The sequence below is a fragment of the Bradyrhizobium sp. R2.2-H genome, assembly GCF_004346455.1.
Taxonomy (GTDB): Bacteria; Pseudomonadota; Alphaproteobacteria; order Rhizobiales; family Xanthobacteraceae; genus Bradyrhizobium; species Bradyrhizobium diversitatis.
The window spans coordinates 60,369-86,610 of sequence record NZ_SMBR01000009.1; the positions used below are offsets into that span (position 1 = coordinate 60,369).

29 protein-coding genes are annotated in these 26,242 nt (G+C 64.0%); 14 read left to right on the forward strand and 15 right to left on the reverse strand.

Annotation, left to right across the window (positions count from 1 at the left end):
- Nucleotides 1-34: 34 nt before the first annotated feature.
- The gene (locus EDE08_RS23030) at nucleotides 35-1,969 is read right to left on the reverse strand and encodes a sigma 54-interacting transcriptional regulator (RefSeq protein WP_131871312.1); all 1,935 of its coding nucleotides are present in this window, start codon (nucleotides 1,967-1,969) and stop codon (nucleotides 35-37) included.
- Between the two features lie 160 nt (nucleotides 1,970-2,129).
- Between EDE08_RS23030 and EDE08_RS23035 the strand changes: the two genes are divergently transcribed.
- The 4 genes from EDE08_RS23035 (at nucleotide 2,130) to cynS (ending at nucleotide 5,938) form a co-directional block, all read left to right on the forward strand.
- On the forward strand, nucleotides 2,130-3,512 hold the full coding sequence (locus EDE08_RS23035; protein ID WP_131871311.1) for a CmpA/NrtA family ABC transporter substrate-binding protein: 1,383 nt from the start codon (nucleotides 2,130-2,132) through the stop codon (nucleotides 3,510-3,512).
- Nucleotides 3,513-3,669: 157 nt separating this feature from the next.
- On the forward strand, nucleotides 3,670-4,512 hold the full coding sequence (ntrB, locus tag EDE08_RS23040; protein WP_131871310.1) for a nitrate ABC transporter permease: 843 nt from the start codon (nucleotides 3,670-3,672) through the stop codon (nucleotides 4,510-4,512).
- 5 nt (nucleotides 4,513-4,517) lie between these two features.
- Nucleotides 4,518-5,441, forward strand: coding sequence for an ABC transporter ATP-binding protein (locus tag EDE08_RS23045; RefSeq protein WP_131871309.1), 924 nt, complete (start codon nucleotides 4,518-4,520; stop codon nucleotides 5,439-5,441).
- 14 nt (nucleotides 5,442-5,455) lie between these two features.
- Nucleotides 5,456-5,938 (forward strand): cyanase, encoded by a 483-nt coding sequence (cynS, locus tag EDE08_RS23050; protein WP_131871308.1) that lies wholly within the window; start codon nucleotides 5,456-5,458, stop codon nucleotides 5,936-5,938.
- Between the two features lie 133 nt (nucleotides 5,939-6,071).
- Here cynS and EDE08_RS23055 read toward each other — a convergent pair whose 3' ends face one another.
- Complete coding sequence (locus EDE08_RS23055) at nucleotides 6,072-6,395, reverse strand: DUF1476 domain-containing protein (RefSeq protein ID WP_061882963.1); 324 nt, start codon at nucleotides 6,393-6,395, stop codon at nucleotides 6,072-6,074.
- 322 nt (nucleotides 6,396-6,717) lie between these two features.
- On the opposite strand from EDE08_RS23055, the gene purC reads away from it, so the two are divergent.
- Both purC and purS read left to right on the forward strand, forming a co-directional pair.
- Nucleotides 6,718-7,485 (forward strand): phosphoribosylaminoimidazolesuccinocarboxamide synthase, encoded by a 768-nt coding sequence (purC, locus tag EDE08_RS23060; protein WP_173015815.1) that lies wholly within the window; start codon nucleotides 6,718-6,720, stop codon nucleotides 7,483-7,485.
- Nucleotides 7,486-7,499: 14 nt separating this feature from the next.
- Complete coding sequence (gene purS, locus EDE08_RS23065) at nucleotides 7,500-7,742, forward strand: phosphoribosylformylglycinamidine synthase subunit PurS (protein ID WP_025037302.1); 243 nt, start codon at nucleotides 7,500-7,502, stop codon at nucleotides 7,740-7,742.
- Nucleotides 7,743-7,752: 10 nt separating this feature from the next.
- Here the strand turns inward: purS and EDE08_RS23070 are convergent, their stop codons facing one another.
- Nucleotides 7,753-8,769 (reverse strand): magnesium and cobalt transport protein CorA, encoded by a 1,017-nt coding sequence (locus tag EDE08_RS23070; protein WP_131871307.1) that lies wholly within the window; start codon nucleotides 8,767-8,769, stop codon nucleotides 7,753-7,755.
- Between the two features lie 169 nt (nucleotides 8,770-8,938).
- On the opposite strand from EDE08_RS23070, the gene purQ reads away from it, so the two are divergent.
- Nucleotides 8,939-9,640: a phosphoribosylformylglycinamidine synthase subunit PurQ gene (purQ, locus tag EDE08_RS23075; protein WP_131871306.1), complete on the forward strand. Its 702-nt coding sequence runs from the start codon at nucleotides 8,939-8,941 to the stop codon at nucleotides 9,638-9,640.
- A gap of 76 nt (nucleotides 9,641-9,716) precedes the next feature.
- On the opposite strand, the gene EDE08_RS23080 is transcribed toward purQ, so the two are convergent.
- The 3 genes from EDE08_RS23080 to EDE08_RS23090 form a co-directional block, all read right to left on the reverse strand.
- On the reverse strand, nucleotides 9,717-10,142 hold the full coding sequence (locus tag EDE08_RS23080) for a GFA family protein (RefSeq protein ID WP_131871305.1): 426 nt from the start codon (nucleotides 10,140-10,142) through the stop codon (nucleotides 9,717-9,719).
- Between the two features lie 59 nt (nucleotides 10,143-10,201).
- Entirely contained in the window at nucleotides 10,202-11,164 is a 963-nt protein-coding gene (locus EDE08_RS23085) for a DMT family transporter (RefSeq protein ID WP_131871304.1), read from the reverse strand.
- Between the two features lie 76 nt (nucleotides 11,165-11,240).
- Nucleotides 11,241-11,720, reverse strand: coding sequence for a PaaI family thioesterase (locus EDE08_RS23090; protein ID WP_131871303.1), 480 nt, complete (start codon nucleotides 11,718-11,720; stop codon nucleotides 11,241-11,243).
- A 184-nt stretch (nucleotides 11,721-11,904) separates the two neighbouring features.
- Here EDE08_RS23090 and purL point away from each other — a divergent pair, with 184 nt between their 5' ends.
- Nucleotides 11,905-14,115 carry a phosphoribosylformylglycinamidine synthase subunit PurL gene (purL, locus tag EDE08_RS23095; RefSeq protein WP_131871302.1) on the forward strand — a complete coding sequence of 737 codons (2,211 nt, stop codon included), beginning with the start codon at nucleotides 11,905-11,907 and terminating at the stop codon, nucleotides 14,113-14,115.
- Between the two features lie 138 nt (nucleotides 14,116-14,253).
- Here the strand turns inward: purL and EDE08_RS23100 are convergent, their stop codons facing one another.
- Complete coding sequence (locus EDE08_RS23100; RefSeq protein WP_131871301.1) at nucleotides 14,254-15,444, reverse strand: acyltransferase family protein; 1,191 nt, start codon at nucleotides 15,442-15,444, stop codon at nucleotides 14,254-14,256.
- A 175-nt stretch (nucleotides 15,445-15,619) separates the two neighbouring features.
- On the opposite strand from EDE08_RS23100, the gene EDE08_RS23105 reads away from it, so the two are divergent.
- A complete protein-coding gene (locus EDE08_RS23105) occupies nucleotides 15,620-15,793 on the forward strand; it encodes a DUF1328 domain-containing protein (RefSeq protein ID WP_007612121.1) in 174 nt (57 codons plus the stop codon).
- A gap of 104 nt (nucleotides 15,794-15,897) precedes the next feature.
- On the opposite strand, the gene EDE08_RS23110 is transcribed toward EDE08_RS23105, so the two are convergent.
- Nucleotides 15,898-16,257, reverse strand: coding sequence for a DUF427 domain-containing protein (locus EDE08_RS23110; protein WP_131871300.1), 360 nt, complete (start codon nucleotides 16,255-16,257; stop codon nucleotides 15,898-15,900).
- A 230-nt stretch (nucleotides 16,258-16,487) separates the two neighbouring features.
- On the opposite strand from EDE08_RS23110, the gene EDE08_RS23115 reads away from it, so the two are divergent.
- Together EDE08_RS23115 and EDE08_RS23120 are read left to right on the forward strand one after the other, a co-directional pair.
- Entirely contained in the window at nucleotides 16,488-16,724 is a 237-nt protein-coding gene (locus EDE08_RS23115; RefSeq protein WP_008139419.1) for a BolA/IbaG family iron-sulfur metabolism protein, read from the forward strand.
- A 24-nt stretch (nucleotides 16,725-16,748) separates the two neighbouring features.
- Nucleotides 16,749-17,942, forward strand: coding sequence for a low temperature requirement protein A (locus tag EDE08_RS23120; protein WP_165936122.1), 1,194 nt, complete (start codon nucleotides 16,749-16,751; stop codon nucleotides 17,940-17,942).
- A gap of 9 nt (nucleotides 17,943-17,951) precedes the next feature.
- On the opposite strand, the gene egtD is transcribed toward EDE08_RS23120, so the two are convergent.
- Nucleotides 17,952-18,923 carry an L-histidine N(alpha)-methyltransferase gene (gene egtD, locus EDE08_RS23125; RefSeq protein WP_165936123.1) on the reverse strand — a complete coding sequence of 324 codons (972 nt, stop codon included), beginning with the start codon at nucleotides 18,921-18,923 and terminating at the stop codon, nucleotides 17,952-17,954.
- Nucleotides 18,924-18,971: 48 nt separating this feature from the next.
- Entirely contained in the window at nucleotides 18,972-20,270 is a 1,299-nt protein-coding gene (gene egtB, locus EDE08_RS23130; protein WP_165936124.1) for an ergothioneine biosynthesis protein EgtB, read from the reverse strand.
- 237 nt (nucleotides 20,271-20,507) lie between these two features.
- On the opposite strand from egtB, the gene grxD reads away from it, so the two are divergent.
- The 3 genes from grxD (at nucleotide 20,508) to EDE08_RS23145 (ending at nucleotide 22,780) form a co-directional block, all read left to right on the forward strand.
- The gene (gene grxD / locus EDE08_RS23135) at nucleotides 20,508-20,834 is read left to right on the forward strand and encodes a Grx4 family monothiol glutaredoxin (RefSeq protein WP_194393118.1); all 327 of its coding nucleotides are present in this window, start codon (nucleotides 20,508-20,510) and stop codon (nucleotides 20,832-20,834) included.
- Between the two features lie 3 nt (nucleotides 20,835-20,837).
- The gene (locus EDE08_RS23140; protein WP_131871296.1) at nucleotides 20,838-21,407 is read left to right on the forward strand and encodes an O-acetyl-ADP-ribose deacetylase; all 570 of its coding nucleotides are present in this window, start codon (nucleotides 20,838-20,840) and stop codon (nucleotides 21,405-21,407) included.
- A gap of 110 nt (nucleotides 21,408-21,517) precedes the next feature.
- Entirely contained in the window at nucleotides 21,518-22,780 is a 1,263-nt protein-coding gene (locus EDE08_RS23145) for a serine hydrolase domain-containing protein (RefSeq protein ID WP_165936125.1), read from the forward strand.
- On the opposite strand, the gene EDE08_RS23150 is transcribed toward EDE08_RS23145, so the two are convergent.
- The 5 genes from EDE08_RS23150 to EDE08_RS23170 all read right to left on the reverse strand — a co-directional run bounded on the left by EDE08_RS23150 (nucleotide 22,781) and on the right by EDE08_RS23170 (nucleotide 26,105).
- Entirely contained in the window at nucleotides 22,781-23,848 is a 1,068-nt protein-coding gene (locus EDE08_RS23150) for a threonine aldolase family protein (RefSeq protein WP_131871294.1), read from the reverse strand. It abuts the gene before it with no gap.
- Nucleotides 23,849-23,860: 12 nt separating this feature from the next.
- Nucleotides 23,861-24,157, reverse strand: coding sequence for a type II toxin-antitoxin system RelE/ParE family toxin (locus EDE08_RS23155; protein WP_131871293.1), 297 nt, complete (start codon nucleotides 24,155-24,157; stop codon nucleotides 23,861-23,863).
- Entirely contained in the window at nucleotides 24,150-24,365 is a 216-nt protein-coding gene (locus tag EDE08_RS23160) for a hypothetical protein (RefSeq protein WP_245524869.1), read from the reverse strand. Before EDE08_RS23160 ends, EDE08_RS23155 begins: the two co-directional genes overlap by 8 nt.
- A gap of 68 nt (nucleotides 24,366-24,433) precedes the next feature.
- Nucleotides 24,434-25,051 (reverse strand): 30S ribosomal protein S4, encoded by a 618-nt coding sequence (rpsD, locus tag EDE08_RS23165; protein WP_131871291.1) that lies wholly within the window; start codon nucleotides 25,049-25,051, stop codon nucleotides 24,434-24,436.
- 286 nt (nucleotides 25,052-25,337) lie between these two features.
- Complete coding sequence (locus EDE08_RS23170) at nucleotides 25,338-26,105, reverse strand: acyltransferase (RefSeq protein ID WP_131871290.1); 768 nt, start codon at nucleotides 26,103-26,105, stop codon at nucleotides 25,338-25,340.
- Nucleotides 26,106-26,242: the final 137 nt, after the last annotated feature.

The window sequence follows — 26,242 nt, forward strand, 5'->3', positions numbered from 1 at the left end:
GGCTCGCATCGATTCAACCAAAGCTCAACCTTGATCAACTGTTCAAGCCTGGTCGCGGACGAGGCGCAATCCCGAGCGCCTTGATCCGCGAGGCCAGCGTGGTCGGCTTGATATCGAGCAATTCGGCCGCGCCGCCGGGGCCAAAGACTTTTCCCGCGCAGGCCTCGAGCGCGGCGAGAATGTTGGCGCGCTCGTGCTCGCGCATCTCGGATGAGGTCAAGACCGCCGGGCGCGCATCGGCCTTCGGGCGTGCGGCGCCGGTCAGAACCTGCGCGCCGGAGCCGTCAGGCAGATCGATGCGCAGACGGCCGTTCTGGGACAGAATGGCAGCGCGCTCGATCACGTTCTGCAATTCGCGGACATTGCCGGGCCAGTCGTAGCGGGTCAGTCGCCGCGCATCGCCCTCGGACAGACGCAGGTTCGACTTCAGCGCCTTGCCCTCGCGCGTCAGGAAGTGCTGGGCGAGCAACGGAATATCCTCGCGCCGTTCGCGCAAGGGGACGGTCTCGATCGGGAACACGTTGAGGCGGAAATAGAGGTCCTCGCGGAAGCGGCCGCGCTGCACCTCCTGCTTGAGGTCGCGATTGGTCGCGGCGATGACGCGGACGTCGACCGCGCGCGTGCGTTCTTGTCCCACGCGCTCGAAATGGCCTTCCTGCAACACGCGCAGCAGCTTGCCCTGGAGCTCGATCGGGATTTCGCCGACCTCGTCGAGAAACAGCGTGCCGCCGTCGGCCAATTCGAAGCGGCCGATGCGGTCGCGCATTGCGCCGGTGAAGGCGCCGCGGACATGGCCGAAGAACTCGCTCTCGAACAACTCGCGCGGGATTGCGGCGCAGTTGACACGGATCAGCGGCCGGTCGCTGCGGGTCGAGTCCTCGTGGATGGCGCGCGCGATCAGCTCCTTGCCGGTGCCGGATTCGCCGGTGATCATCACCGCAGCCGTGGTCGGCGCCACCAGCTTGACCTGGCGCAGCGTCTTCTGGATCGCCTCGCTTCCACCGATGATGCCGCGCGGATTGGTCTCGATGCGGATCTCCTCCTGCAGGTATGCATTTTCCAGTTCGAGCCGCTCGCGCAGACGGTCGACTTCGGCAAGCGCCGCATGCAGCTTCTCGTCGGCCTCGCGGCGCTGGCTGACGTCGCGAAACACGACGACCGCGCCGACGACCACGCCGCGGTCGCGGATCGGGGTCGAGGTGTATTCGACCCAGGCCGGCGAGCCGTCCTTGCGCCAGAACACCTCGCCGTCGACCTGATGCACGGCGCCGTCGCGGAACGCCGCATAGATCGGGCAGTCGTGATCGGGATAATGGCGGCCGTCGTGATGGGTGTGGTGCACGATCGGGTGGATTTCCTTGCCGACCAGCTCTTCGGCGGTCCAGCCCAGCATCCGCTCCGCCGCGGGGTTCACGAAGGTGGTCTTTCCTTCCGCGTTGACGCCATAGATGCCTTCGCCGGCGGCGCGCAGGATCAGCTGGTTCTCGCGCTCGATGTCCTGAAAGACGCGCTCGACCCGCTGCCAGGTCGATATGCCGCTGCGCATGTGATCCTCGGCGGCGGCATCGACATTGCGCCGGCGGCGCGCGTCGAGATCGGTCAGCGTGAGCAGCAGCAGCGTGCGGCCGTCATGCGGCAGCACGCAGCCTGCATATTCGAGCTGGAGATCTTGCCCCGTCGCGTGGCGGGGCGTGAGTGCCGTGGTCCAGTAGGCGCCCTTGTGCAGGACGGCCTGGGTGAAGACGGTGAGGGCCGGAAGCTCGCCGGCGTGGAGTGTGCTGGGCCTGGTCTGCCGCAGCAACGCGCGGTCATAGCCGAGCAGGGAGCAGGCGGCGGGATTGGCATCGACGATCTGGTCGCTGAAGGGATCGACCAGCAGTGTCGCCTCGACCGAGGATTCGAACGCTGCGATGCGCGGATCGATCGGGGGAGCCACGTCGTCGTGGACGGGCATTGGCGTCGTTGCCATTGCGAAATCTCGTAATTGAACTACGAAATCTCGTTTATCACGAATTTTCGTAGTGACCAAGCTCGATCGAAAGTGCTGCGTCGTCAAGGCGCTGGCCGATCTGGAGGCCGTGGCATGCTCCTTGCGTAATTCTTCCTCGCAACGACGCGCAGGAGGGCTGATGTCCACGTTCGACAATCCGTTTGATCCCGACCGCAACCTTCGGGCCGGCTGTGCCTGTGGCCAGCACCGATCCGCGGCAGAGCATGACCAGGCAGCCACGGCGCTGCGTTGCGAACCCATCGAAAGCGAGGAGAAGCGCTACGAGGGCGTCGTCGCCTCCGCCGTGATGCGCGCGATGTTTCCGCAGGACGTGGCGCGCCGCGCCTTCCTGAAATCTGTCGGTGCGTCGACCGCGCTCGCGGCGCTGTCGCAATTCTTCCCGCTCAAGACGGCGACGGAGGTCTTCGCCGCGACCGGCGCGCCCGAGAAGAAGGACCTCAAAGTCGGCTTCATTCCCATTACCTGCGCAACGCCGATCATCATGGCGGCTCCGCTCGGCTTCTATTCCAAGCACGGCCTCAATGTCGAAGTAGTGAAGACGGCAGGCTGGGCCGTGGTTCGCGACAAGACCATCAACAAGGAATACGACGCCGCGCATATGCTGGCTCCGATGCCGATCGCGATCTCGCTCGGCCTGGGTGCCAATGCCATTCCGTTCGCGGTGCCTGCGATCGAGAACATCAACGGGCAAGGCATCACGCTTGCGATGAAGCACAAGGACAAGCGCGACCCGAAGGACTGGAAGGGCATGAAGTTCGCCATTCCCTTCGACTATTCCATGCACAATTATCTGCTGCGCTATTATCTCGCCGAGCACGGCCTCGACCCCGATACCGACGTGCAGCTGCGCTCGGTGCCGCCGCCGGAAATGGTGGCGAATCTGCGCGCCGACAACATCGACGGCTTCCTCGCGCCCGACAACATCTGCCAGCGCGCGATTTATGACGGCGTCGGCTTCATGCACATCCTGTCGAAGGAGATCTGGGACGGTCATCCCTGCTGCAGCTTCGCCGCCAGCCGCGAATTCATCACGACGGCGCCGAACAGCTTTGCGGCGCTGACGCGGGCCATCGTCGATGCCACCGCCTATGCGTCGAAGGCGGAGAACCGCAAGCAGATCGCGGAGGCGATCGCGCCGGCCAACTACATCAACGCGCCGGTCACGGTGCTGGAGCAGGTCCTGACCGGCACCTATGCCGACGGCCTCGGCGGGGTGAAGACCGATCCCAAGCGGGTCGATTTCGATCCATTTCCCTGGCAGTCCTTCGCGGTGTGGATGCTGACGCAGATGAAGCGCTGGGGCCAGATCAAGGGCGACGTCGACTACAAGGCGATCGCCGAGCAGGTCTATCTCGCCACCGACACCAAGAAGCTGATGACCGAGATGGGCCTGTCGCCGCCGGCAACCGCCTACAAATCCTTCGCGGTGATGGGTAAGACGTTCGACCCGGCCAAGCCCGAGGACTATCTGGCCAGCTTCAAGATCAGGAAGCAGTCGTGAGGAAGGGCCGCGCTCTGTCTTCACCTCGCCCCGCTTGCGGGGAGAGGTCGGATCGCTCTTGCGATCCGGGTGAGGGGGTACAGGTCCCTCGACGATCTCACGTGTGGAGAGAGGCCCCTCACCCCAACCCTCTCCCCGTAAGAACGGGGAGAGGGAGATGAACAACACCTCCCTCCGTCTCCGCGCCGGCCTCGTCTCCATCGTGCTGCTCGCCGCCTTTCTCGGCATCTGGCATCTCGCCACGCGCTCGACCGGCACGACGGCGACGATGAGCCCCGAATACGCCAAGCTGATGGGCCTGACCGCAACGCAAGGCAAATCGGCGATGCCCGGACCGCTCGACGTCGGGGCCAAGCTCTGGGAGCATATGAAGCGGCCGTTCTACGACAACGGGCCGAACGACAAGGGGCTCGGCATCCAGCTCGGCTATTCCATCGCGCGGGTCGGCATCGGCTATCTGCTGGCCGTGCTGGTCGCGATTCCGCTCGGCTTCCTGATCGGCATGTCGCCGCTGCTCAGCAAGGCGCTCGATCCCTTCATCCAGGTGCTGAAGCCGATCTCGCCGCTGGCCTGGATGCCGCTCGCGCTCTACACCATCAAGGATTCCTCGGTCTCGGCGATCTTCGTCATCTTCATCTGCTCGATCTGGCCGATGCTGCTCAACACCGTCTTCGGCGTTGCCAGCGTGCGCAAGGAATGGATCAACGTCGCGCGGACGCTGGAGGTCGGGACCGTCAGGCGCGCCTTCACGGTGATCCTGCCCGCGGCGGCGCCGACGATCCTGACCGGCATGCGCATCTCGATCGGCATCGCCTGGCTCGTGATCGTTGCCGCCGAGATGCTCGTCGGCGGCACCGGCATCGGCTACTTCGTCTGGAACGAGTGGAACAACCTCTCGATCACCAACGTCATCATCGCGATCCTGCTGATCGGGGTCGTCGGCATGCTGCTCGACCAGATTCTCGCGCGCTTCACGCGCATGGTCACGTTTCCGGAGTAGGGCAAGTGACCAACAAATTCGTTTCCATCGAAGGCATCGCCAAGCGTTATCCCGGTGCGGGCGGCGCGACGACAACGGTGTTCGAAAACCTGTGGCTTTCGATGGCGCGCGGCGAGTTCTGTTGCGTGATCGGCCATTCCGGCTGCGGCAAGACCACCGTGCTCAACATCCTCGCCGGCCTCGATGCGCCGAGCGAGGGCGCCGTCATCGTCGACGGCCAGGCGATCTCGGGCACCAGCCTCGACCGCGCCGTGATCTTCCAGAGCCACGCGCTTCTGCCCTGGCGCACCGTGCTCGGCAACGTCGCCTATGCCGTCAGCTCGAAATGGCGGAGGTGGGATCGCGCCAAGGTGAGGGCGCATGCGCAGACCTTCATCGATCTCGTCGGTCTCACAGGCTCCGAGCACAAGCGGCCGTCGGAGCTGTCGGGCGGCATGAAGCAGCGCGTCGGCATCGCGCGGGCGCTGTCGATCACGCCGAAGATGATGCTGATGGACGAGCCGTTCTCGGCGCTGGATGCGCTGACGCGCGGCACGCTCCAGGACGAGGTGCGGCGCATCTGCCTGGAGACCGGGCAGACCGCGTTCATGATCACCCATGACGTCGACGAGGCGATCTATCTCGCCGACAAGATCTTCCTGATGACCAACGGTCCCGGCGCGGTGCTGGCCGAGGTCGTCGAGAACCCGCTGCCGCGGGATCGCGGCCGCACCGATCTGCACCGCCATCCGCTCTACTACGCCTTGCGCAACCACATCATCGATTTCCTGGTGACGCGCAGCAAGACCTTCGTCGCCGAGACCCCCGATCACGATCCACGCAACGTGCCGATGGTGCAGATCGGCAAGCCTGGATTGACGATCGCCTCGAACGGCGAAGAGCAACGACAGACCTGGACCTCCGGGACCAGTCCCGGACTGACTGCCTGACACGGAGACCCCTGATGAAACGCGAAGACCTCATCGAAAAACTGCTCGACATCAAGCGCGAGAAGGGCTGGAGCTGGAAGCACATCTGCGAGCAGATCGGCGGCTATTCCGAAGTGCTGATCGTCGGCGCGATCCTCGGCCAGATGAAATTGACGAAGCCGCAGGCCGCCAATGCTGGCGAGCTGTTCGGCCTGTCGAAGGCCGAAGTTGCCATGCTGAACGAGACGCCGATGCGCGGCATGCCGATGCCGCCGACCGACCCTCTGATCTACCGCTTCTATGAGCTGGTGATGGTCAACGGCCCCGCATGGAAGGCGCTGATCGAGGAGGAGTACGGCGACGGCATCATGTCGGCGATCGATTTCGACATGGTGATGGAGCGCCTGCCGAACCCGAAGGGCGATCGCGTCAAGATCACCATGAGCGGCAAGTTCCTGCCGTACAAATATTACGGCGCCAGCGGCAACGTGCCGGAATACGGCTTCAAGGAAGAGTGAGGTTTGGGGTCATTCCGGACGCCGCGTCAGCGGCGATCCGGAATCTCGAGATTCTCAGGTGCGCAGTTGCGCACCAGAGTTCGCGCTGGCGCGCGCCCCGGAATGACGGTGCGTGGGGGAGACGTACGGGCGCTTATTTCCCCGCCTTCACCTCGGCAGCCGCCACTGCGAGCAGTTCGCTCATCTTGGCGCGAATCGCCTGCTCGGTGACCGCGACGTTCTTGGCGGCGAAATCGGCCGTCAGCTTGCGCAGGACGTCGGCATCGCCGGCCTCCTCGAAATCCGACGCGACCACCTCCTTGGCATAAGCGGTGGCGGCGTCACCGGTAATGCCGAGCTTTTCGGCCGCCCACAGGCCGAGCAGCCGGTTGCGGCGGGCCTCCGCCTTGAACTTCTGCTCCTCGTCGAGGGCATACTTCTTCTCGAAGCCTTCCTGGCGCTTGTCGAACTCGCTCATGCCTGTTCCAAATCTCCTGCTGAATGGCGCGGGAGCCTTCCGTTGCGGCGACCCGGCTGCATGCCTACATAGATAGCACGAATCGGCAAAACAACGGGCCGTTAAGCCGCAGGCAAGATGGTATAAGTTGGCGCCGGACGGCCGGATCGATTGTGCTCGGACAGCCAATCGGATAGGTTGCCTGAAGGCTTGGTTCCCGTTCTGTTTCCAAGGGTTTATGGATGGGTTCCCAGCCGTTCACGGCAGCTCCGCTGTGGGTCGTAATCCTAATCAACCGGAGCACACCAAATTCATGGATTTCAACAAAACACGGTACATCCCCATGAGCCGTCGGCGTCGCATTTATGAAGGCAAGGCAAAGGTTCTTTACGAAGGCCCCGAGCCCGGTACCCTGATCCAGCACTTCAAGGATGACGCCACCGCGTTCAATGCGAAAAAGCATCAGGTGATCGAGGGCAAGGGTGTCCTCAACAACCGGATCTCGGAGTACCTGTTTCAGCACCTCAACGACATCGGGGTGCCGACCCATTTCATCCGCCGGCTCAACATGCGCGAGCAGCTGATTCGCGAGGTCGAGATTGTGCCGCTCGAGGTGGTGGTGCGGAACGTCGCCGCCGGTTCGCTGTCGCAGCGCCTGGGCATCGAGGAGGGCACGCAGCTGCCCCGTTCGATCATCGAATTCTACTACAAGAACGACCAGCTCAACGACCCCATGGTGTCGGAAGAGCACATCACCGCCTTCGGCTGGGCGACGCCGCAGGAGATCGACGACATCATGGCGCTCGCGATCCGCGTCAATGATTTCCTCACCGGCCTCTTCCTCGGCATCGGCATCCGCCTCGTCGACTTCAAGATGGAGTGCGGGCGCCTGTTCGAGAACGAGATGATGCGCATCATCGTCGCCGACGAGATCTCGCCGGATAGCTGCCGTCTGTGGGACATCAAGTCGAACGAGAAGCTCGACAAGGATCGTTTCCGCAGGGATCTCGGCGGCCTGCTCGAGGCCTATACCGAGGTCGCAAAGCGTCTCGGCATCCTCATGGAGAACGAGCGTCCGCAGGGCTCCGGCCCGGTGCTGGTGAAGAGCTGAGAGAGGTTTTTGACGTGAAGGCACGCGTTACCGTTACCTTGAAGACGGGCATCCTCGATCCGCAAGGCAAGGCCATCGAAGGCGCGCTGAAGTCGCTTGGCGTCGACGGCGTCGCCAGCGTGCGCCAGGGCAAGGTGTTCGACATCGAGCTCGCCGGCGCCGACAAGGCCAAGGCCGAAGCCGCGCTGAAGGAGGCCGCCGACAAGCTGCTGGCGAATACCGTGATCGAGAATTATCGGGTCGAGCTGCTCGGGTGAGCAGGATGGCTCACAGCCATCCGACGCTGCGAAAACGCCAGTACAGCGAGCCGCATGCCGTCAGCATCACGCCGAGCAGCATGTAGTAGCCGTACTCCCATTCCAGCTCCGGCATGTACTTGAAGTTCATGCCGTAGATGCCGGCGAGCGCGGTCGGGATCGCGATGATCGCGAGCCACGAGGCGAGCTTCTTGGATACCGCCGTCTCCTGGGCCTGGCCGACCAGCAGGCTGGCCTCGAAGGCGAAGGCCAGCACCTCGCGCATGGAATCGATGCGCTCCTGGATGTTGCGGACGTGGTCGGTGACGTCGCGAAACAGCGGCTGCATGGCCTGCCGCACCATCGACAGCTCGTCATGCTCGAGCCGGCGGCAGACCTCCACCAGCGGGCCGATCGCGGTCCTGAGCCGCAGCAGGTCGCGGCGCAGCATGTAGAGCCGCTCGATCTGCGCCTTGCTGAGGGGCTTGGAGAGCACGTCGTCCTCGATGCCCTCGACCTCCTCGTGAATGCTCTCGAGCACGGGCGAGTAATTGTCGACGATGAAATCGAGGATGGCGTAGAGGATGTAGTCCTCGCCGCGGGCGAGCGCCCGCGGGCAGCTCTCGCAGCGTTCGCGCACCGGTGTGTAGGACGTCGAGGCGCCGTGGCGCACCGAGACCAGATAGCCTTCGCCCACGAAGATGTGCGTCTCGCCGAAGGCGATCCGGCCCTCGATCAATTGCGCGGTGCGCGCCACGATGAACAGGGCCTCGCCATATTGCTCGATCTTGGGTCGCTGATGGGCGTGGTTGGCGTCCTCGATCGCGAGCTCGTGCAGGTCGAACTGCTTCTGGACCGCGCCGAGCAGCGTCATGTCCGGCTCGTGCAGGCCGATCCAGACCACGTGGCCGGGCTTGGCCCGCCAGCTCGAGGCCTCGCTAATGGCGATATTGGCGACGCGCCGGCCGTCGACATAGGCGCCGGCGGCGACGACGCCCTCGGTGGGCACCGGCTCGGAGGGGGATGCGGGCAGCGACGGGACGTTCATGGCTTCAATCCCGGGCGAAACGACTGGCCGATCGGCATGCGACTATCGGCTGTGTACAAGGCGCTCAACCAAGGCTAGCACTGGTAAAATCCCCGTCAAATGGTTATGTCTCTTCACGAATTGGCCCTTTGGCCAGCCCCGATTCCCGCCCACCGTCGGAACCTCTGTCATGAAAGCCGCCATCCTCGTCTTTCCCGGAATCAACCGCGAGCGCGACATGGCGCGTGCCTTGAGGCTGATCTCGGGCAGCGAGCCGGCGATGGTCTGGCACGCCGAGACGTCATTGCCTGCGGGCACCGATCTCGTGGTGGTGCCGGGCGGCTTCTCCTATGGCGATTATTTGCGCTGTGGCGCGATCGCGGCGCGGGCCCCGGTGATGGACGCGGTGCGCGACTATGCGGCCAAGGGCGGGCTCGTGCTCGGCGTCTGCAACGGTTTTCAGATCCTCTGTGAATCCGGCCTGCTGCCGGGCGTCCTGATGCGCAATGCGCGGCTGAAATTCATCTGCCATGACGTGCATCTGCGCGTCGAGCGTTCCGACACGCCGTTCACCCGCGGCTACAATGCCGGGCAGGTGATCCGCGTGCCCGTCGCGCACGGCGAGGGCAATTACGAGGCGGACGAAGAGACCATCAAGCGGCTCGAAGGCGAGGGGCGGGTGCTCTACCGCTACTGCTCCGCCGACGGCGTGGTCGACGAGGCCGCCAATATCAACGGCGCGGCGCATTCCATCGCAGGCATCGTCAACGACAGAGGCAACGTGCTCGGCATGATGCCGCATCCGGAAAACCACGTCGAAGACATCATGGGCTGCACCGACGGCCGCGGCCTGTTCGCCGGCCTCGTCCAGCACCTGGAAAAGGCTGCGTGATCCTGCCGGTGTTGAAGCGGCCGCTCGCCGCGATTGCGGCGGTGTCGTTCGCGACCGCTGCGAAGGCCATTCCGCTTTAGTCAGCCGGGATAAACCGGAGCGTGCCTGCTCGACGCGTTGGCTTGCCGGTATCGTTGGTGTGATTGACGCCGTCCATGACGGGCACCTCGGCAAAGTCGAATGGGCTTACCCCGTCCAGGCAGGCCACGTTGACGGCATATGATGTCGTGTCAGATCGCCGTTGATGATGCGTGTATATTCCGCAGCGAGAACAGAAGAAATGTTGCGCCGATCCGGTATGGAAGCGGTAGGTTGTGAGCGCGTCCTCGCCCTGCAGGAACTTGATCCCACCCATTTCCGCCATGACAACGACGGCGCCTCGCATCCGGCAGTAAGAGCAAGTGCAGCGGCGGATCGAATTGAAGCCGTCGCTGAGCGTCGCCTCGAAGCGCACCGCACCGCAATGGCACTGGCCGGCCCAAACGTTCGTGTCGCTCACCATGTTGTCTGTTTCTCCTGTTCAGATTGCTTCTACGGCCACAGCTTTGCTGAGGCCAGACCCTAGTGCAGCTTGAGCTTCTCCGCCGGCACCGTCATCGCGGCGACGCCGGCCATCACCAGCAGCAGCCCCAGCGCGAGGTTCGACGGCACGCTCTCGCCGAGCAGCAGCACGGACAGGCCGACGCCGATCGGGATGCGCAGATAGCCTTGCGCATTCGTGGTCAGCGTGCCGAGCCGGCCGAGGCAGACATAGAACAGCATCAAGCCCAAGGCACTGGAGACGATGCCCATGACGATGGTGGCGACGATCGCCGTCGGCGTCGGCTGCAGCGTCCAGGGCTGGTCGATGAGGAGCGAGGGCGGCAGCAGAATGATGCCGCCGAACAGCAGTGAGCCGGCCGCCACCACCATCGGGTCGTACTCGGACAGCCTGAGGCCGAAGATCGTTGCGCAGGCAAAGGAGATCGTGGCGAGCAGGATTGCGATCTCTGCGATGATCTCGCTACTGAGGCCGCGCAGCGCATCGAGGCCGACGATAACGATGGTTCCGGCAAGGCCGAGGATCGCGCCGGCGAGCTTGAGCAGCGTCGCCGGCTCGTGCCGCGTGATCAGCGAGGTGATCAGGAAGGCGAAGATCGGCGTCGTCGAGGCCAGCACCACCGTGTTCGACGCCGGCACATATTGCTGCGACCAGGTGATGATCAGGAACGGGAAGGTCGAGTTGATCAATTGCTGGGTCGCGAACAGCTTCCAGGCCTTCGCGTCTGTCGGAATCCTGATCCCGCGCATCCACAGGATCGCGAACAGGAAGGCGGCTGCGATCAGCGAGCGCGCCGAGATGAAGGTGATGGGCGGGATGGTGGGAAGCGCCAGCTTGGTCAGCGGATAGGTCGAGCTCCAGCAGCAGGCGAGCGCGAGCAGCAGCGCATAGTCGCGCCAGTCGCGTGCGCCGGTGGCGATGGACGGCAACGGCGTTGATGCGGACGCCGCCGTGCGACCCGCCTCCGATGTGCTCTGCGGCACCTTTTGCTTGCTCCCCGGCGCGAACGCGCTTGCCGGGAAGTCTGGGCGAGGGCGCGCGAAAAGGGAAGCCGCCGAGCTATGCGTTTGGCTGAGGGAGCGCCTTCCGCTTCATCCGCTTGATCGTGCCGGAAAAGGTGAGCAGCACGCGCGTCCCGGACGTCATCTTGCCGCGCAGGAAGATCAGCGAGCCGCCGGCGCGGGTGACCTCGCCGGTGCATTCGATCAGCTCGCCCTCGCGTGCCGCGTCGAGGAATTCGCAGGCGAAGTTGGTCGTCACCGCCCGGCTGTCCAGGACATGGGTGGCGATCGCAAACAGGGAGTAGTCGGCAAAGGCCATGAAGCAGCCGCCATGGACGTTCCCGGAGCCGTTGAGGTGCTTTTTCTCGACCCGGAACGCGCAGCTGACGCTGCCGTCCGCCTCGATCCGGTGCCAGAAGGGGCCGACATGGGACTCAAAACTGTCGCGAATCCAGGTCCGCCAGCCCACAAATTCGCCCTCTGTGGCGACGTGGAGGTCGGGGCGGCGAGGCGGGGGCGCTGCGGTCAATTCGTGCAAGGAAATAGGCCTTCAATTGCGGGTGTGGAGCCCTTAAATCCGATCCGTCCGCGCCGTGCAATTCCTGTTCCCGCCGGCCTCGCCTGCAAAACGTGGGACAGCGGGAAAATGCGCCATAAAGGGCTTTTCGAAGCCGTCCGATGTTCCTAAGAACGGCCAAACCGCCGCCGAAAGCCTCGAATCCATGAAGAACGAACCCAAGATCACCCCCGAACTGGTTGCCGCCCACGGGCTCAAGCCCGACGAGTATGAGCGCATCCTGAAGCTGATCGGGCGGGAGCCGACCTTCACCGAGCTCGGCATCTTCTCGGCGATGTGGAACGAGCACTGCTCATACAAGTCCTCGCGCATCCATTTGCGTGGCCTGCCGACCAAGGCGCCCTGGGTGATCCAGGGCCCGGGCGAGAACGCCGGCGTGATCGACATCGGCGACGGACAGGCCGTGGTCTTCAAGATGGAGAGCCACAACCACCCGAGCTACATCGAGCCGTACCAGGGTGCGACCACCGGCGTCGGCGGCATCCTGCGTGACGTCTTCACCATGGGCGCGCGTCCGATCGCCTGCCTCAATGCGCTGAGCTTCGGCGCGCCCGAGCACCCGAAGACGCGGCATCTCGTGTCCGGCGTCGTGGCGGGGGTCGGCGGCTACGGCAATTCCTTCGGCGTGCCGACGGTGGGAGGGCAAGTCCGCTTCCACACCCGCTATGACGGCAACATCCTCGTCAACGCGATGGCGGTGGGCCTCGCCGATGCCGACAAGATCTTCTATGCGGCGGCCTCCGGCGTGAACATGCCGATCGTCTATCTGGGCTCCAAGACCGGGCGCGACGGCATCCACGGCGCATCGATGGCCTCGGCCGAGTTCGACGACAAGTCCGAGGAGAAGCGCCCGACCGTGCAGGTCGGCGATCCCTTCGCCGAGAAGCTGCTGCTCGAGGCCTGTCTTGAAATCATGGAGAAGGGCTGCGTCATCGCGATCCAGGACATGGGCGCGGCGGGCCTCACCTGTTCGGCGGTGGAGATGGGCGCCAAGGGCGATCTCGGCGTCGACCTCGATCTCGATGCGGTGCCGACCCGCGAGACCGGCATGAGCGCCTACGAGATGATGCTCTCGGAGAGCCAGGAGCGCATGCTCATGGTGCTCAAGCCCGAGAAGGAAAAGGAAGCTGAGGCGATCTTCAGGAAATGGGGCCTCGACTTCGCGGTGGTCGGCTACACCACGCCGAGCAAGCGCTTCGTAGTCAAGCATGGCGGCGACGTGATGGCCGATCTGCCGATCAAGGAACTCGGCGACGAGGCGCCGGTCTATGACCGCCCGCATGTCCCCTCCGACGCGCTGCCGGTCGTGCACGCCCGCGACGTGCCGGCGCCGATGGGCCTCGGGCCCGCGCTGGAGAAGCTGATCGGAACGCCCGACATGTGCTCCAAGCGCTGGGTCTGGGAGCAGTACGACCACGTTATCCTCGGCAACACCATGCAGCGTCCGGGCGGCGATGCCGCCGTGGTGCGCGTTGAGGACGGGCCGAAGGGCCTCGCGCTGACCGTCGACGTCACGCCGCGCTATTGCGAGGCCGACCCGTTCGAGGGCGGCAAGCAGGCGGTGGCGGAAGCCTGGCGCAACATCACCGCGGTCGGCGGCAAGCCGCTCGCGATCACCGACAATCTCAACTTCGGCAATCCTGAAAGGCCCGAGATCATGGGCCAGTTCGTCGGCTGCCTGAAAGGCATCTCGGAAGCCTGCCGCACGCTCGACTTCCCGGTCGTCTCCGGCAACGTCTCGCTCTACAACGAGACCAACGGCCGCGCGATCCTGCCGACGCCCTCGATCGGCGGCGTCGGCCTGCTCGACGATTTCACCAAGTCGGCTTCGCTCGCCTTCAAGGCCGAGGGCGAGGCGATCCTGCTGGTCGGCGAGACCCATGGCTGGCTCGGCCAGTCCGTCTACCTGCGCGACATCTGCGGCCGCGAGGAGGGCGCGCCGCCGCCGGTGGATCTCGCCGCCGAGAAGCGCAACGGCGATTGCGTGCGCGGCATGATCCATGCGGGCACCGCGACCGCCGTGCACGACCTTTCCGACGGTGGCCTCCTGATCGCCCTTGCCGAGATGGCGATGGCGGGCGGTATCGGCGCAAAACTGCTCGCTGCACCGACCGCGCTGGTGCCGCACGCCTATTGGTTCGGCGAGGACCAGGCGCGCTACCTCGTCACGGTGCCCGAAACCGAAGCCGGCCGCGTGCTCGCCAAGATGCGTGGCTGCGAAGTGCCGTGCGTGCGGATCGGCACCACCGGGGGCGATGCGATCGCGATCGCCGGTGAGGCGCCGGTGTCGATCGACAGCTTGAGCAAATCGTTCGAGCGCTGGCTGCCGGAGTATATGGGCGGGAAGGTGGCGTAAGTCGCTCCCGCGGACCCAGACTCGTAGCCCGGATGGAGCGATAAGCGTAATCCGGGACCGCTATTGCTTGTGGCAAGACCCCGGATTGCGCTGCGCTCCATCCGGGCTACGGATTTCACAGTGACGAGAGGCCATGCCTCACAATACGCGCGAGGCGCCCGGGATCTGCCGCAACGCTCGCGTGAGCGCCCAACTCGCCGCGACTGTCAGTACAAAGCCGATCGTGGCCTTGACGATCGCCGGCAGGTCATAGTCGAACAGCCAGTATTGCAGCCACAGTGCGAATGGATAGTGCAGCAGGAACATGCCGTACGCGTCGCTCTGCATTGGATCGAGCAGCTTGGCTGAGCCTGATTGCTTGAACCTCTGGAAAAAGGCCAGGATCAGAAACATGATGGCCACGCTGAAGACAGTGAAGCAGATGGCATAGAGCGCTTCATACCAGTCCGGCAACGGCGACGGATTGCCCAGTATTTCGCGCTTGATGAAGATCAGCACCCACAAGAGGCAATACGGAACGATCGCCAGCACCATCCACTCCCAGCTGACCTTTGCCATGCGGCCGTCGACAGCTAGCAGCCCGCGATCCATTTGCGCAACGCCGATGCCGGCCCCGAAAAAGAAGTAGCTCGCATAGAGCATCACGCGTCCGTGCTGGACCGAGAATGGGCCGAATTCGAACCAGCTGCTTTGGCCATAACGCATCAGCCCGGGAACATAGAACGCCGTGGTGACGGCGAGCATGACTGCGAAGAACACCGCGGGCCGGCGGCGGCCGTGCAGCGAGAGCCGATTGATCGGATCGAGTAGATTGGGCGACAGCCGGTACAGCAAGCAGGCAATCAGGTCGAAGCCGAGCAAGACCCAGAGAAACCAGATCGGCCCGCTCGGCCACGGGCCCTTCGTGATCATATTCCAATAGTATTCCGAAAAGCTGATCTCGGGATGGTGCCGGAGGGAGATGGCGTAATAGGCGAGCGGAATGACCGTGAATGCGCAGATCGCGAAGGGTAGGCCAAGCCGAAGCAGGCGATCTGCCAAATAGCTCCGCACTCCCTTCCGGGCGATGCCAGACCAGGCAAATAGTCCCGACAGGAAGAAGAACATCGCCATGAAGAAACTGTCGGTGGCGAGTACGATCATGTCGAAACCGAAGAAGTACTTCGGATCGGTGTGACCAAAATAGGTATAGGGGATCACCGCGTGATGCAGCAGCACCACGAGGGTCAGGAAGGTGCGGGCGCGATCAATCGCCATATTGCGCACCTTGCTCGTGGGCGCGGCATGCACGTCCGCGCCGATCGTCGCTGAATGTGACATCGTCATCATGGCCGCCCCACACTTTCTGTCTCGGTCGGACTCTGCCGCCGGGAACCTGATTCAGCAAGAGTGAGAGCCGCCGCGGGCTCTGATGCGGTTAGGAACCGGTTCAGCATAGCGCAGTTAGCACCCGCGAAAAGAGCTTGAGGGGCCGCAAGAGGCGGCAGCAATTTCGGAGCTGGCGATGACGATCCTGAAATGGGCGCTGATCTTCCTGCTTGTCTCGATCGTGGCCGGCGTGCTCGGCTTCACCGGCATCTCGGCCGCGTCGGCCGACATCGCCCGCTTCCTGTTCTACGTCTTCGTCGTGATCTTCCTGGTGCTGCTGATATTGGGACTGACGATCTTCAGGGCGTAGCCGTTGTCCTTTGGTCATTCCGGGATGGTGCGCAGCACCAGACCCGGAATCTCGAGATTCCGGGTTCGGTCCTGCGGACCGCCCCGGAACGACAGGATCAAGAACTACCCCACTTCCTCGATCTTCACCTTGTCCGGATAGAAGGCGAGATGGCCGGTAATCTCCGTCATGGCGGGGAAGGGCGTCTCATAGGTCCAGATTGCGTTATCCAGCATCTTGCCGCTGGCCTTGACGCTGAAATAGCTCGCGTCCCCCTTGTACGGGCAGTGGGTGACACGGTCGGTGCGCTCCAGCAGGGCCATGTTGGTGTCCTCTCGTGGCACATATTGCACCGCCGGATATCTGGCCTCCTTCAGGGTCAGCGCCTTGCTGGTCTCGGCGATGACGATGTCGCCTGCGGTCACCCGGACGCGCCGGGGATTTGGGGTGATGGTGATGGGGTGGTCGGGCCCTGGAAGCTTCATGATTTCACGCCTTTTCGATCAATCTGCCGCGCGCGGCACTTTGTCGTGCCTTTATCCTGATGGGATCACGGATATAGTGCCGGAAGGCGTGACGGAGAAGGCCGTTCACGCTAAGTTTGCGCTTGCCGGCGAGGGGACCCCGGCAGCGATTTGAACGCTTGGACCAGAAGACGCTTAGACCGGAAGACGCTTGGACCAGATACGCTTGGACCAGAAGGAGCGAGACCAGAATGCCCATGGACGCCCACGATATCGAGGCGATGATCAAGGCAGCGATCCCCGATGCCGAGGTGACCATCCGTGACCTCGCCGGCGACGGCGACCACTATGCCGCGACCGTGATCTCGGAATCCTTCCGCGGCAAGTCGCGCGTCCAGCAGCACCAGATCGTCTATCAGTCCCTGCAGGGCCAGATGGGGGGCGTCCTGCACGCGCTGGCGCTGCAAACCGGCGTGCCCGGCACCTGACCTGATCGTGCCACGGGGGCGATGATGGCTGCGGACAATCCTCGCGGCGCGATGTTTCGCGTTATCGTGCCGAACCAGCACAGCCGCGTCACCTTTGTCGAGCTGTTCTTCGACCTCGTCTTCGTCTTTGCCATCACGCAAATCTCGCACTCGCTGCTGCATCATTTCACGCCGCTCGGCGCGGTACACGTGGCGGTGCTGTTTCTCGCGGTGTGGTGGGTCTGGGTCTTCACCGCCTGGGTCACCAACTGGCTCAATCCCGAACTGACGCCGGTCCGCCTCCTGCTCTTTGCGATGATGCTGGGCGGCCTCGTGCTGTCGACCACGATCCCGACCGCGTTCGAGGGGCGCGGCCTGTGGTTCGCGATTGCCTACGCGACCATGCAGGTCGGACGTACCGCGTTCTGGCTGCTCGCAACGCCGCGGCATCGAACGGCCGTGCGGCACAACGCGATCCGCATCCTGACCTGGTTGTCGATCTCCGCGGTCCTGTGGATCGCAGGCGGCCTGTCCGAGGGAGATACGCGGCTGTGGCTGTGGATGGCGGCGGTGACCTGGGAATACATCTCGCCGGCGGCACGCTTCTGGGTCCCGAAGCTCGGGTTCTCCTCGCTCGAGGCGTGGGCCGTCGAAGGCGGCCATATGGCCGAGCGTTGCGGTCTGTTCGTCATCATCGCGCTTGGCGAGGCCATCGTCGTCAACGGCGCAACCTTCGCTGAACTGGAGTGGACCGCGAGCAATATTCTCGCCTTCGTCTCGGCGCTGGTCGGCGCCATCGCGATGTGGTGGATCTATTTTCACAAGGGCGAGGAGGCCGGAGCCAAGCGCATCTCGAAGTCCGCCGAATCCGGCCGCCTGGCCCGGCTCGCCTACACCTATCTGCACACGCCGATCGTGGCCGGCATCATCCTGACCGCGGTCTCGGACGAATTGGTGCTGAAGCACCCGAGCGGCCATTCCGACACCCGCACCATCGTGAGCACGGTTGGCGGCCCCCTGGTGTTCCTGGTCGGCACTATCCTTTTCAAGTACGCGATCCGCGGCTTCCTCCAGCTCTCTCACGGCATCGGCATCACCCTGCTGCTGGTGCTATGGTGGTTCGCAGCCGACCTCTCGCCGCTCTGGCTGTCGGTCGCCACCACGACGATCATGATCGTCGTGGCGGTGTGGGAGTCGGTGTCGCTGGGATCCGAGCCGGAAGAAGCGGCGGAGCATTGAGCCCCGGCGCTACTCCGCCACCTCGAGCGCGTGCACCGAGAACATGCTCGCCGCGTCCGTCCAGCTCTCGCGGACGCGCCAGCCCGCGCCCTGCGCCAGCGCGGCGAAACGCTCGATACTGTATTTGTAGCTGTTCTCGGTGTGGATGCTCTCGCCCGGGCGGAACGAGAAGCTGGTGCCGAGCAGCCGCACGGTCTGGTTCTTCTTGCTGATCAGGTGCATCTCGATCCGGTGCCGCTCGCGATTGTAGATCGCGCGATGGGTGAAGGCGGAGAGATCGAAATTGCCGCCGAGCTCGCGATTGATGCGCACCAGCACATTCAGGTTGAAGCGCGCGGTGACGCCGGCGGCGTCGTTGTAGGCGTCAAAGAGGATCCGCTCGTCCTTTTCCAGATCGGCGCCGATGATCATCTGCGCGCCCTTGCCGAGAATCTTGCGGGCGCTCCTCAGGAAGGCCCGGGCCTCTTGCGGCTCGAAATTGCCGATGGTCGAACCGGGGAAGAAGCCGACCTTCGGCATGGACGCGACCTGCTTGGGCAGCTCGAACGGCGTGGTGAAGTCGGCGGCGACCGGATAGATGCCGAGCGTCGGGAAGTCCCGCTTCAGCCCGTTCGCCTGCGCCTTCAGGAAGTCGCCGGAAATATCGACGGGGACATAGGCCGCGAACCTGCAATGATCGAGCAGCAGGCGGACCTTCGTGGTCGCGCCGGCGCCGAATTCGACGAGCGCCGCGTGCTCCGGAATGATGTTTGCGATATCGCCCCCGCGCTCTCTCAGGATCGCAAGCTCTGTGCGCGTCGGATAATATTCCGGCAGGCGCGTGATCGCCTCGAACAGCTCTGATCCCGTCGCGTCATAAAAGTATTTCGGCGACAGTTTTTTCGGCTGCTGCGAGAGGTCCTCGATGGCCTCGCGGGCAAAGGCGGTAGTCTGCTCGTCGGGAAGATGGGCTTCGGCCAAAGCGCTGGCGTGCACATTCATGATACTCTCCTGAACGCGCTGTCCGGCGCGCATTGATCGTCGGAAAATTTAGTCGTAATCGGCGAGCCGCAGTCCGGTGAACTGCCAGCGATGGTGCGGATAGAAGAAGTTGCGATAGGTGATACGGCTGTGGCCTTCTGGAGTTGCGAGCGAGGAGCCGCGCAGCACCAGCTGGTTGACCATGAACTTGCCGTTGTACTCGCCGAGCGCGCCCTCGACGGCGCGGTAACCGGGATAGGGTGAATAGGAGCTGCGGGTCCATTGCCAGACGATGCCGAAGGCGTCGTTGAGCTGGCCGGCGCGGGCCGCGACCTCCCATTCCATCTCGGTCGGCAGGTGTTTTCCGGACCAGCGCGCGAAGGCGTCGGCCTCATAGTAGCTGATGTGGCAGACGGGTGCGTCCGGATCGACCGGCTTGAGGCCGGCCAGCGTCATTACGTGCCACTGGCCGTCGATCTCGCGCCAGTAGCCAGGGGCCTGCCAGTCTTCCTTGCTGGCCGCGGCAAAGCCGTCCATCAGCCACAGCGTTGCCGTTCGATAGCCGCCAGCCTGCATGAAGGCGAGCCACTCGGCATTGGTGACCAGATTGCGGGCGATCTTGACCGGACCGACGAGGGCGCGATGGGCGGGCTTCTCGTTGTCGAAATGGAAGCTGTCGCCGACATGGCCGACGGTGTGGATGCCTTCGTTGAACGCCAGCCAATCCTCGCCGTTGCGCGTTGCGGCCGGGAAGCGCCAGTCCGGATCGTAGGCCGGATAGATCGGGTTTTGCGCAAAGGCATGCAGGATGTCGGTGAACATCAGCTCCTGATGCTGCTGCTCATGATTAAGTCCCACCTCGACCAGCGACGCGATTGCACGGAGCTTGTCCTCGCGAGCCTCGCGGAAGAATTTGACGATGGCGGCATCGACGTAATTGCGATAGGCGCCGACCTGGTCGGCGCTCGGCCGGGTGATGTCGCCGCGATGATTGCGGGCATGTCGCGGGCCGGCGCTGACGTAATAGGAATTGAACAGGAACGCGAAATCGGGGTGGAAGGGCCGGTAGCCCGCCGCGTGCTCGCCGAGCAGGAATTGCTCCCAGAACCAAGTGGTATGGGCCCGATGCCATTTGGTCGGGCTGGCATCCGGCATGGACTGGATCTGCTGGTCCTCCGGTGACAGCGGCGCTGCCCGCCGTTCGGTCTCATTGCGGACGGTGAGAAACGCCTCTCCCAGCCGCTGGGCGAGGTCGTCCGGGTGGGAGGACGGTGACGAAAGCTGGGGGGCGGCCGTAGCTGAGGCTTGTTTCGTCACGTTTTTCTCCAGACAGGACAAGAGAACGTTGTTTGCGCGACCCGGTTCCATAACGAGGGTTCGTCCTAGATAGGGGCTCCGTTACGGTATGAAAGTCCTCTCCGGCGATGATATTGATGTCATCAGCCTATGGACCTGTTGGGCTCTGCACTGTCGCCAGGGGCTCGTCGCCGCCATTTTACTTTGGATGCACAACGGTTTGGGCTACATATATGGGTAGGTATCGGGTTAAATCGGTCGAGCCGGCCCGAAAAGATTGGTGAGGGCTCGGCCCAGAAGGACATAGATATGAGCATCGAGGAATTCATCGCCAACGAAGTGAAGTCGAACGACGTGGTTCTGTTCATGAAGGGCACGCCGCAATTTCCGCAGTGCGGTTTCTCCGGCCAGGTCGTCCAGATCCTCGATCATCTCGGCGTCGGCTATAAGGGGCTCAACGTCCTCGAATCCGCCGAACTGCGCAACGGCATCAAGACCTTCTCCAACTGGCCGACCATTCCGCAGCTCTATGTGAAGGGCGAGTTCGTCGGCGGTTGCGACATCGTCCGCGAGATGTTCCAGGCCGGCGAATTGCAGCAGCTCTTCTCCGAAAAGGGGGTCGTCGTCGCGGCCTGATACGTGACCGTGCTGACGCGCCGGATCGGCGGCGCCAGGCTTGAGGTCATCATTGCCGACATCACGACACTCGGCGTCGACGCCATCGTCAACGCCGCCAACACGTCGCTCCTTGGCGGGGGCGGCGTGGACGGTGCGATCCATCGGGCTGCCGGGCCCGATCTCGTCGCCGAATGCCGCATGCTCCACGGCTGCAAGACGGGTGACGCGAAGATCACCAGGGGTTATCGGCTCAGGGCTGCACATGTGATCCACACCGTCGGTCCGGTATGGAATGGCGGCACGCTCGGCGAGGACGATCTGCTCGCCTCCTGTTATCGCCGATCGATGGAGCTGTGCGGTCGGCACGAGCTGACCTCAGTGGCATTCCCCGCGATTTCGACCGGAATTTTCCGCTTTCCTGCCGACCGGGCGGCCGATATCGCGGTGCGCACGACGATCGAAGCGCTCGCCGCTGCGCCGTCCGTTGCTCACGTGGTGTTCTGCTGCTTCGCCGAGTCAGGCGCCGAACTCCATGCCGAGGCGCTTGCGCGACACGGCGGCCCCGGCAAGATCGGCGGTGCTGTTTCGTGATCGATCCGAGGCAGGAAAAGTTCCTCGTCCTCCTGGCAGATCCCGACCGAGTGCGGGGCGCGTGCAGCGAACATTGAAGCAGTCGGTTTATGAAGCCATGGAGAAATGACATGCGTGGGCGCTGCGCGTTCATCGTGGGGCTCGTTCTCCTCGTTGCCGTCGTCGGTGCGAAGGCCGGCGCCGAGGGACGCGCTGCCCGCACGCTCTCCACGGAAGGGCTGGCGAAGGTTTCCGACTACATCCGGAATGAGGTTGCCACCGGCAAGATCCCCGGCGCCATCCTGCTGCTCCAGCAACACGGCAAGCCGGTCTACCACGAGAATTTCGGCGTCCGCGATGTCGCCACCCAGATATCGATGAGCGCGGATACGATCTTCCGCCTCTATTCGATGTCGAAGCCGATCACATCCGTCGTGGCGATGATGCTGGTCGAGGAAGGCAGGCTTTCGCTCGACGATCCCGTGTCAAAATACATTCCGGCCTTTGCCGGCATGAAGGTGGGCATCGAAAGGAAAGCAGCAGACGGCAAGGTTTCGCTGATGCTGGAGCCGCAGCAGCGTCTGATCACGATCAAGGACCTCTTGCGCCACACCGCGGGGCTGCCTTACGGTTTTCGTGGCGGTGGACTGGTGCGCGAGCTCCATGCCGCGGCGGACCTCTTCAACAGCGATCTTTCCAATGCCGAGTTCGTTGCGAAGCTCGCCACGCTGCCGCTGGCCGAGCAGCCCGGCACGATGTGGACCTACGGTTTTGCCACCGATGTGCTCGGCCGCGTCGTCGAGGTGGTCTCGGGCAAGACGCTGCTCCAGTTCGAGAAGGAGCGGCTGCTCGATCCGCTCGGCATGACCGAGACTGCGTTCTACGTTGCCGATCCCGCCAGGTTTGCACGGATCGCCGAACCGATGCCGGAGGACCGCAGCATCAGCCCGACGACTGAAGTCCGCGACATCAGGCGGCCCGTGAGATGGGAATCGGGCGGCGCCGGCATGGTCGGCACGATCGGCGATTACGCCCGCTTCGCGCAGATGCTGCTGAATGGCGGCACTTATGAGGGCCGTCGCTATCTGAAGTCCGAGACCATTGCGCTGATGGTTTCGGACCACATCGGACCCGAGACGAAGATCGTACGCGACCAGATGTACTATCCGGGTGGGGGCTCGGGCTTCGGCCTCGGCTTCGCGGTGCGCACCTCGGTGCCTCCGGGCACGTCCTGGCCTACAGGTGAATATCGCTGGGACGGGGTCGCCGGCACGTTCTTCTTCGTCGATCCCGAGGACGATCTTCTCGGGATATTCATGGCGCAGGCGCCGTCGCAGCGCGGCCGGATTCAACGTGAGCTGAAGACGCTGATCTATCAGGCGATGGGGAGGTGATCAGGCGCCGCGCACGATCTCGCGGACGTATCCGATCGTCTCCTCGATCTGGCTCGCATTGACGTCGAGATGGGTGCAGGCGCGGATGCGGCCGTCCATCATCGCAAGCGTCACGCCGCGTTGACGGAGTGCGGCGACCATCTTGTCGCCGGGAATGCCGGCGCCGTCCGGCTTGAAGAACACGAGATTGGTCTCGGGCTCCTGCACCTCGATGCCTGAGATCTGCGACAGTCCGCGGGCGAGCGCCCGCGCATTGGCGTGGTCGTCGGCGAGGCGCTCGACGTGATGGTCGAGCGCGTAGATGCAGGCCGCCGCGCAGATCCCGGCCTGCCGCATCGAGCCGCCGAGGCGCTGCTTCCACTGCCAGACCGCGTCGATGAAGGCACGCGAGCCTGCGAGCACGCCGCCGATCGGCGCACCGAGGCCCTTCGAGAAGTCGATCCAGGCCGAATCCCAGCCCGCGGTCATGTCGCGCGGGGAGATGCCGCTTGCCACGGTGGCGTTGAGCAGGCGTGCGCCATCCATGTGGGTGACGAGGCCGTGTTGCTTGGCGATCGCGACGATCTCGTCCAGCGCGGTCTTCTTCCAGATCGTGCCGCCGCCGATATTGGCGGTCTGCTCGACGCTGACGACGGTCTGCGGCGGCTGGTAGCGCGTGCGCGGATGCAGTGCCTTGCGAAGAGTCTCCGGTGTGAACTGGCCGCCCTCGCCCTTGAGCTGGGTGACCTGGAAGCCGCCGATCGCGGCATGCGCGCCGCCTTCGCGCGCGATGATGTGCGCGGTCTCATGCGCCAGGATCTCGTCGCCGGGGCGGCAATGCACCAACGTCGCGGTGACGTTGCACATCGTGCCCGAAGGCATGTAGACCGCAGCTTCCTTGCCCAGCAGATCCGCGACGCGCTCGCACAGCGCATTGACGGTCGGGTCGTCGCCGACCTGCTCGTCGCCGACCTCAGCCCGCGCCATCGCCTCGCGCATCGCGGCCGTCGGCCTGGTCTGCGTGTCCGAGAGCAGGTTGATTCGGACAGGTGGCGCCTTGGGATCGATCGGGGGAGGGGTGTAGAGCATGGCTGGTCTCGTCTAGTCGAACAGTTGCGGCCTGATGTCTAGCGCACCGTGGAGAATGGCGCGGATTTCGACGTGGTTGGATTGCACCGTGTAGAAAATCAGATGTGATTGGAAGCGGAAACGCCGATAGCCAGCCGCGAGTTCATCCACCTGTTGGCCAATGAGAGGGAAATCGGCGAGAAGCCCGAAGGAGCGGATCAGACCTGCATAGTAAGCCTCGGCCTGATATTTGCCGAACCGGCTCTCGGTGAAGTCGTAGATGTCGATCAAATCGGCTCGGGTACGCTCCGATAGCCGGTACTCAGCCATTGCGGCGCTGGACGACGCGTTGGCGCGCGGCTGCGAGGATGTCGTCCGGGGTGTCCGATGTGAAGTTGTTGCAATCCGGCTGAGCGAACAGCGCTTGATAGCGACGGACCTGTTCGTCTCGGGGCAGCTTGGCCCATGCTTCAAGCTCCGCCTCGGAAGGCGTCGCTGAGGGCGTAATGTTGGCGAACTGGTCGGTCGTCTGGGACATCGAAAGCAGGATACCACAACAAAAAGGCCCCGGAAACCGGGGCCTTTGAGCGATGGATCGCGGAGATATCAGCGCGAATAGAATTCGACGACCAGATGCGGCTCCATCTGCACCGGGAACGGCACGTCGGAGAGGCCGGGAATACGGCTGTACTTCGCGGTCATCTTGCCGTGGTCGACTTCGAGATAGTCGGGGACCTCGCGCTCAGGGAGCTGGCTGGCTTCGAGCACGTGGGCGAGCTGCTTGGAGGCTTCCTTGACCTCGATCACGTCGCCGACCTTGAGCTGGTAGCTCGAAATGTTGACCTTGCGGCCGTTCACCTTGACGTGGCCGTGGTTGATGAACTGGCGGGCGGCGAAGATGGTGGAGACGAACTTGGCGCGGTACACGACCGCGTCGAGACGACGCTCGAGCAGGCCGATCAGGTTCTCGCCGGTGTCGCCCTTGAGGCGGCTCGCCTCGACATAGATGCCGTGGAACTGACGCTCGCTGATGTTGGCGTAGTAGCCCTTCAGCTTCTGCTTGGCGCGCAGCTGCACGCCGAAGTCGGAGAGCTTGCCCTTGCGGCGCTGGCCGTGCTGGCCGGGGCCATATTCGCGGCGGTTCACGGGGCTCTTCGGGCGGCCCCAGATGTTCTGGCCCATACGGCGATCGATCTTGTACTTCGCCTCACTGCGCTTAGTCATCGCGTCCTCTTCGGTTGCATGGTTTGAGGAAACGCGCCCTCCTGTGTGACGGGCCAGGCCCGGCACCGACAGGTCCGATCCCCAAAGCTTAAGGGATTTGACCACGGGTCGCGAAACGCTTCGCGGGCCGAAATCGGCCCGCGAGCAGGCGGCTTTTAGGGGAGTTTGGGGCCGGCTGTCAATTCATTAGCCTGTCTCTCTCCGGGGCGATGCGCAGCATCGAACCCGGAATCTCGAGGTTCCGAGTTCGGCTCTTCGAGCCGCCGCCCCGGAACGACGGTATCTTCTACGTCCCGACCGCGCGGATCGGCTTGGGGCCGGCCGCCCGCAATTCCGCAGCGATTTCAGTGTTCAGGACCTGCTCCAGCCGGGTCAGGACCCGGGCAATCGGGGCGGCGTCGGTGACCCGGTGGTCCCAGCGGATCACGACATGGATGGTCTGGACGGGCTCGACGCGCCCATAGCTGACGATATAGGGGCCCGGCGTGATGGGGTGGAGCTCGCCGCCGCCATAGGCGGCCACCGAACTCACCGCGAAGCTGCCGAACCAATTGCCCCGCTGGCGGCCGAAATTCAGACCGATGGCCCATGACAGCCGCCGGAGCGGCAACGGCAGCCGGGTCGCCCGCATGATCTTGCGGAACATGGGGACGTCAGCGATCGGTGCTGTCTTGCCGCGTCGAATCTCGGCATCGATTGCCGCCAGCGACAGGGCCTCCGGGGCTGCGATTCGCTGCGGCATCACGCATTCCTCGCCGGCCTCGACCCGAGCGATCGCCACCAGCGCCACGCTCTTCGGCAGCTCATAAAAGGCCGGCCACGGCCATTTGACGTAGACGGTGCGCAGGATCGGCTCGTCTCGGGCAACCAGGGCGAAAGCCTTGACGAACATCGCGGCCCAGCCGGCGGGCGCCGTTGTACCTGCGCGGGCGTCCAGCAGGGGGCGGATACTGAGCGAACGGGAGAGCGAAACGAAGGGCACGCCCATCGAGGCGTGCATGAGGTCGCAAATCAGGCGGCGCCGCAGCGAAATGGTCTTGGGCGTCCCGCGCATTGGTCTCCGGTTCCTGGGATAAGGCCAAAATATGTGCAACGAGCGCGTCGACCGCTCGTCGCGTGCTTAGCATGAACCAACCGGCTTGGGGCCCCTGGGTTCGTCGCTTTCAGCGCGCCGGCAAGCCAAGTGGCTTG

Coding starts and splice junctions, on each gene's coding strand:
- EDE08_RS23070 (WP_131871307.1), bottom strand. CDS start 8,769: ATGAACGTCCCGTCGCTGCCCGCATCCCCCTCCGAGCCGGTGCCCACC.
- EDE08_RS23030 (WP_131871312.1), bottom strand. CDS start 1,969: ATGGCAACGACGCCAATGCCCGTCCACGACGACGTGGCTCCCCCGATC.
- cynS (WP_131871308.1), top strand. CDS start 5,456: ATGAAACGCGAAGACCTCATCGAAAAACTGCTCGACATCAAGCGCGAG.
- egtB (WP_165936124.1), bottom strand. CDS start 20,270: ATGGAACCGGGTCGCGCAAACAACGTTCTCTTGTCCTGTCTGGAGAAA.
- grxD (WP_194393118.1), top strand. CDS start 20,508: ATGAGCATCGAGGAATTCATCGCCAACGAAGTGAAGTCGAACGACGTG.
- EDE08_RS23110 (WP_131871300.1), bottom strand. CDS start 16,257: ATGAAGCTTCCAGGGCCCGACCACCCCATCACCATCACCCCAAATCCC.
- purQ (WP_131871306.1), top strand. CDS start 8,939: ATGAAAGCCGCCATCCTCGTCTTTCCCGGAATCAACCGCGAGCGCGAC.
- rpsD (WP_131871291.1), bottom strand. CDS start 25,051: ATGACTAAGCGCAGTGAGGCGAAGTACAAGATCGATCGCCGTATGGGC.
- EDE08_RS23105 (WP_007612121.1), top strand. CDS start 15,620: ATGACGATCCTGAAATGGGCGCTGATCTTCCTGCTTGTCTCGATCGTG.
- EDE08_RS23160 (WP_245524869.1), bottom strand. CDS start 24,365: ATGTCCCAGACGACCGACCAGTTCGCCAACATTACGCCCTCAGCGACG.
- EDE08_RS23100 (WP_131871301.1), bottom strand. CDS start 15,444: ATGATGACGATGTCACATTCAGCGACGATCGGCGCGGACGTGCATGCC.
- egtD (WP_165936123.1), bottom strand. CDS start 18,923: ATGAATGTGCACGCCAGCGCTTTGGCCGAAGCCCATCTTCCCGACGAG.
- ntrB (WP_131871310.1), top strand. CDS start 3,670: ATGAACAACACCTCCCTCCGTCTCCGCGCCGGCCTCGTCTCCATCGTG.
- EDE08_RS23055 (WP_061882963.1), bottom strand. CDS start 6,395: ATGAGCGAGTTCGACAAGCGCCAGGAAGGCTTCGAGAAGAAGTATGCC.
- purC (WP_173015815.1), top strand. CDS start 6,718: ATGAGCCGTCGGCGTCGCATTTATGAAGGCAAGGCAAAGGTTCTTTAC.
- EDE08_RS23035 (WP_131871311.1), top strand. CDS start 2,130: ATGTCCACGTTCGACAATCCGTTTGATCCCGACCGCAACCTTCGGGCC.
- EDE08_RS23155 (WP_131871293.1), bottom strand. CDS start 24,157: ATGGCTGAGTACCGGCTATCGGAGCGTACCCGAGCCGATTTGATCGAC.
- EDE08_RS23115 (WP_008139419.1), top strand. CDS start 16,488: ATGCCCATGGACGCCCACGATATCGAGGCGATGATCAAGGCAGCGATC.
- purL (WP_131871302.1), top strand. CDS start 11,905: ATGAAGAACGAACCCAAGATCACCCCCGAACTGGTTGCCGCCCACGGG.
- EDE08_RS23150 (WP_131871294.1), bottom strand. CDS start 23,848: ATGCTCTACACCCCTCCCCCGATCGATCCCAAGGCGCCACCTGTCCGA.
- EDE08_RS23145 (WP_165936125.1), top strand. CDS start 21,518: ATGCGTGGGCGCTGCGCGTTCATCGTGGGGCTCGTTCTCCTCGTTGCC.
- EDE08_RS23170 (WP_131871290.1), bottom strand. CDS start 26,105: ATGCGCGGGACGCCCAAGACCATTTCGCTGCGGCGCCGCCTGATTTGC.
- EDE08_RS23120 (WP_165936122.1), top strand. CDS start 16,749: ATGGCTGCGGACAATCCTCGCGGCGCGATGTTTCGCGTTATCGTGCCG.
- EDE08_RS23080 (WP_131871305.1), bottom strand. CDS start 10,142: ATGGTGAGCGACACGAACGTTTGGGCCGGCCAGTGCCATTGCGGTGCG.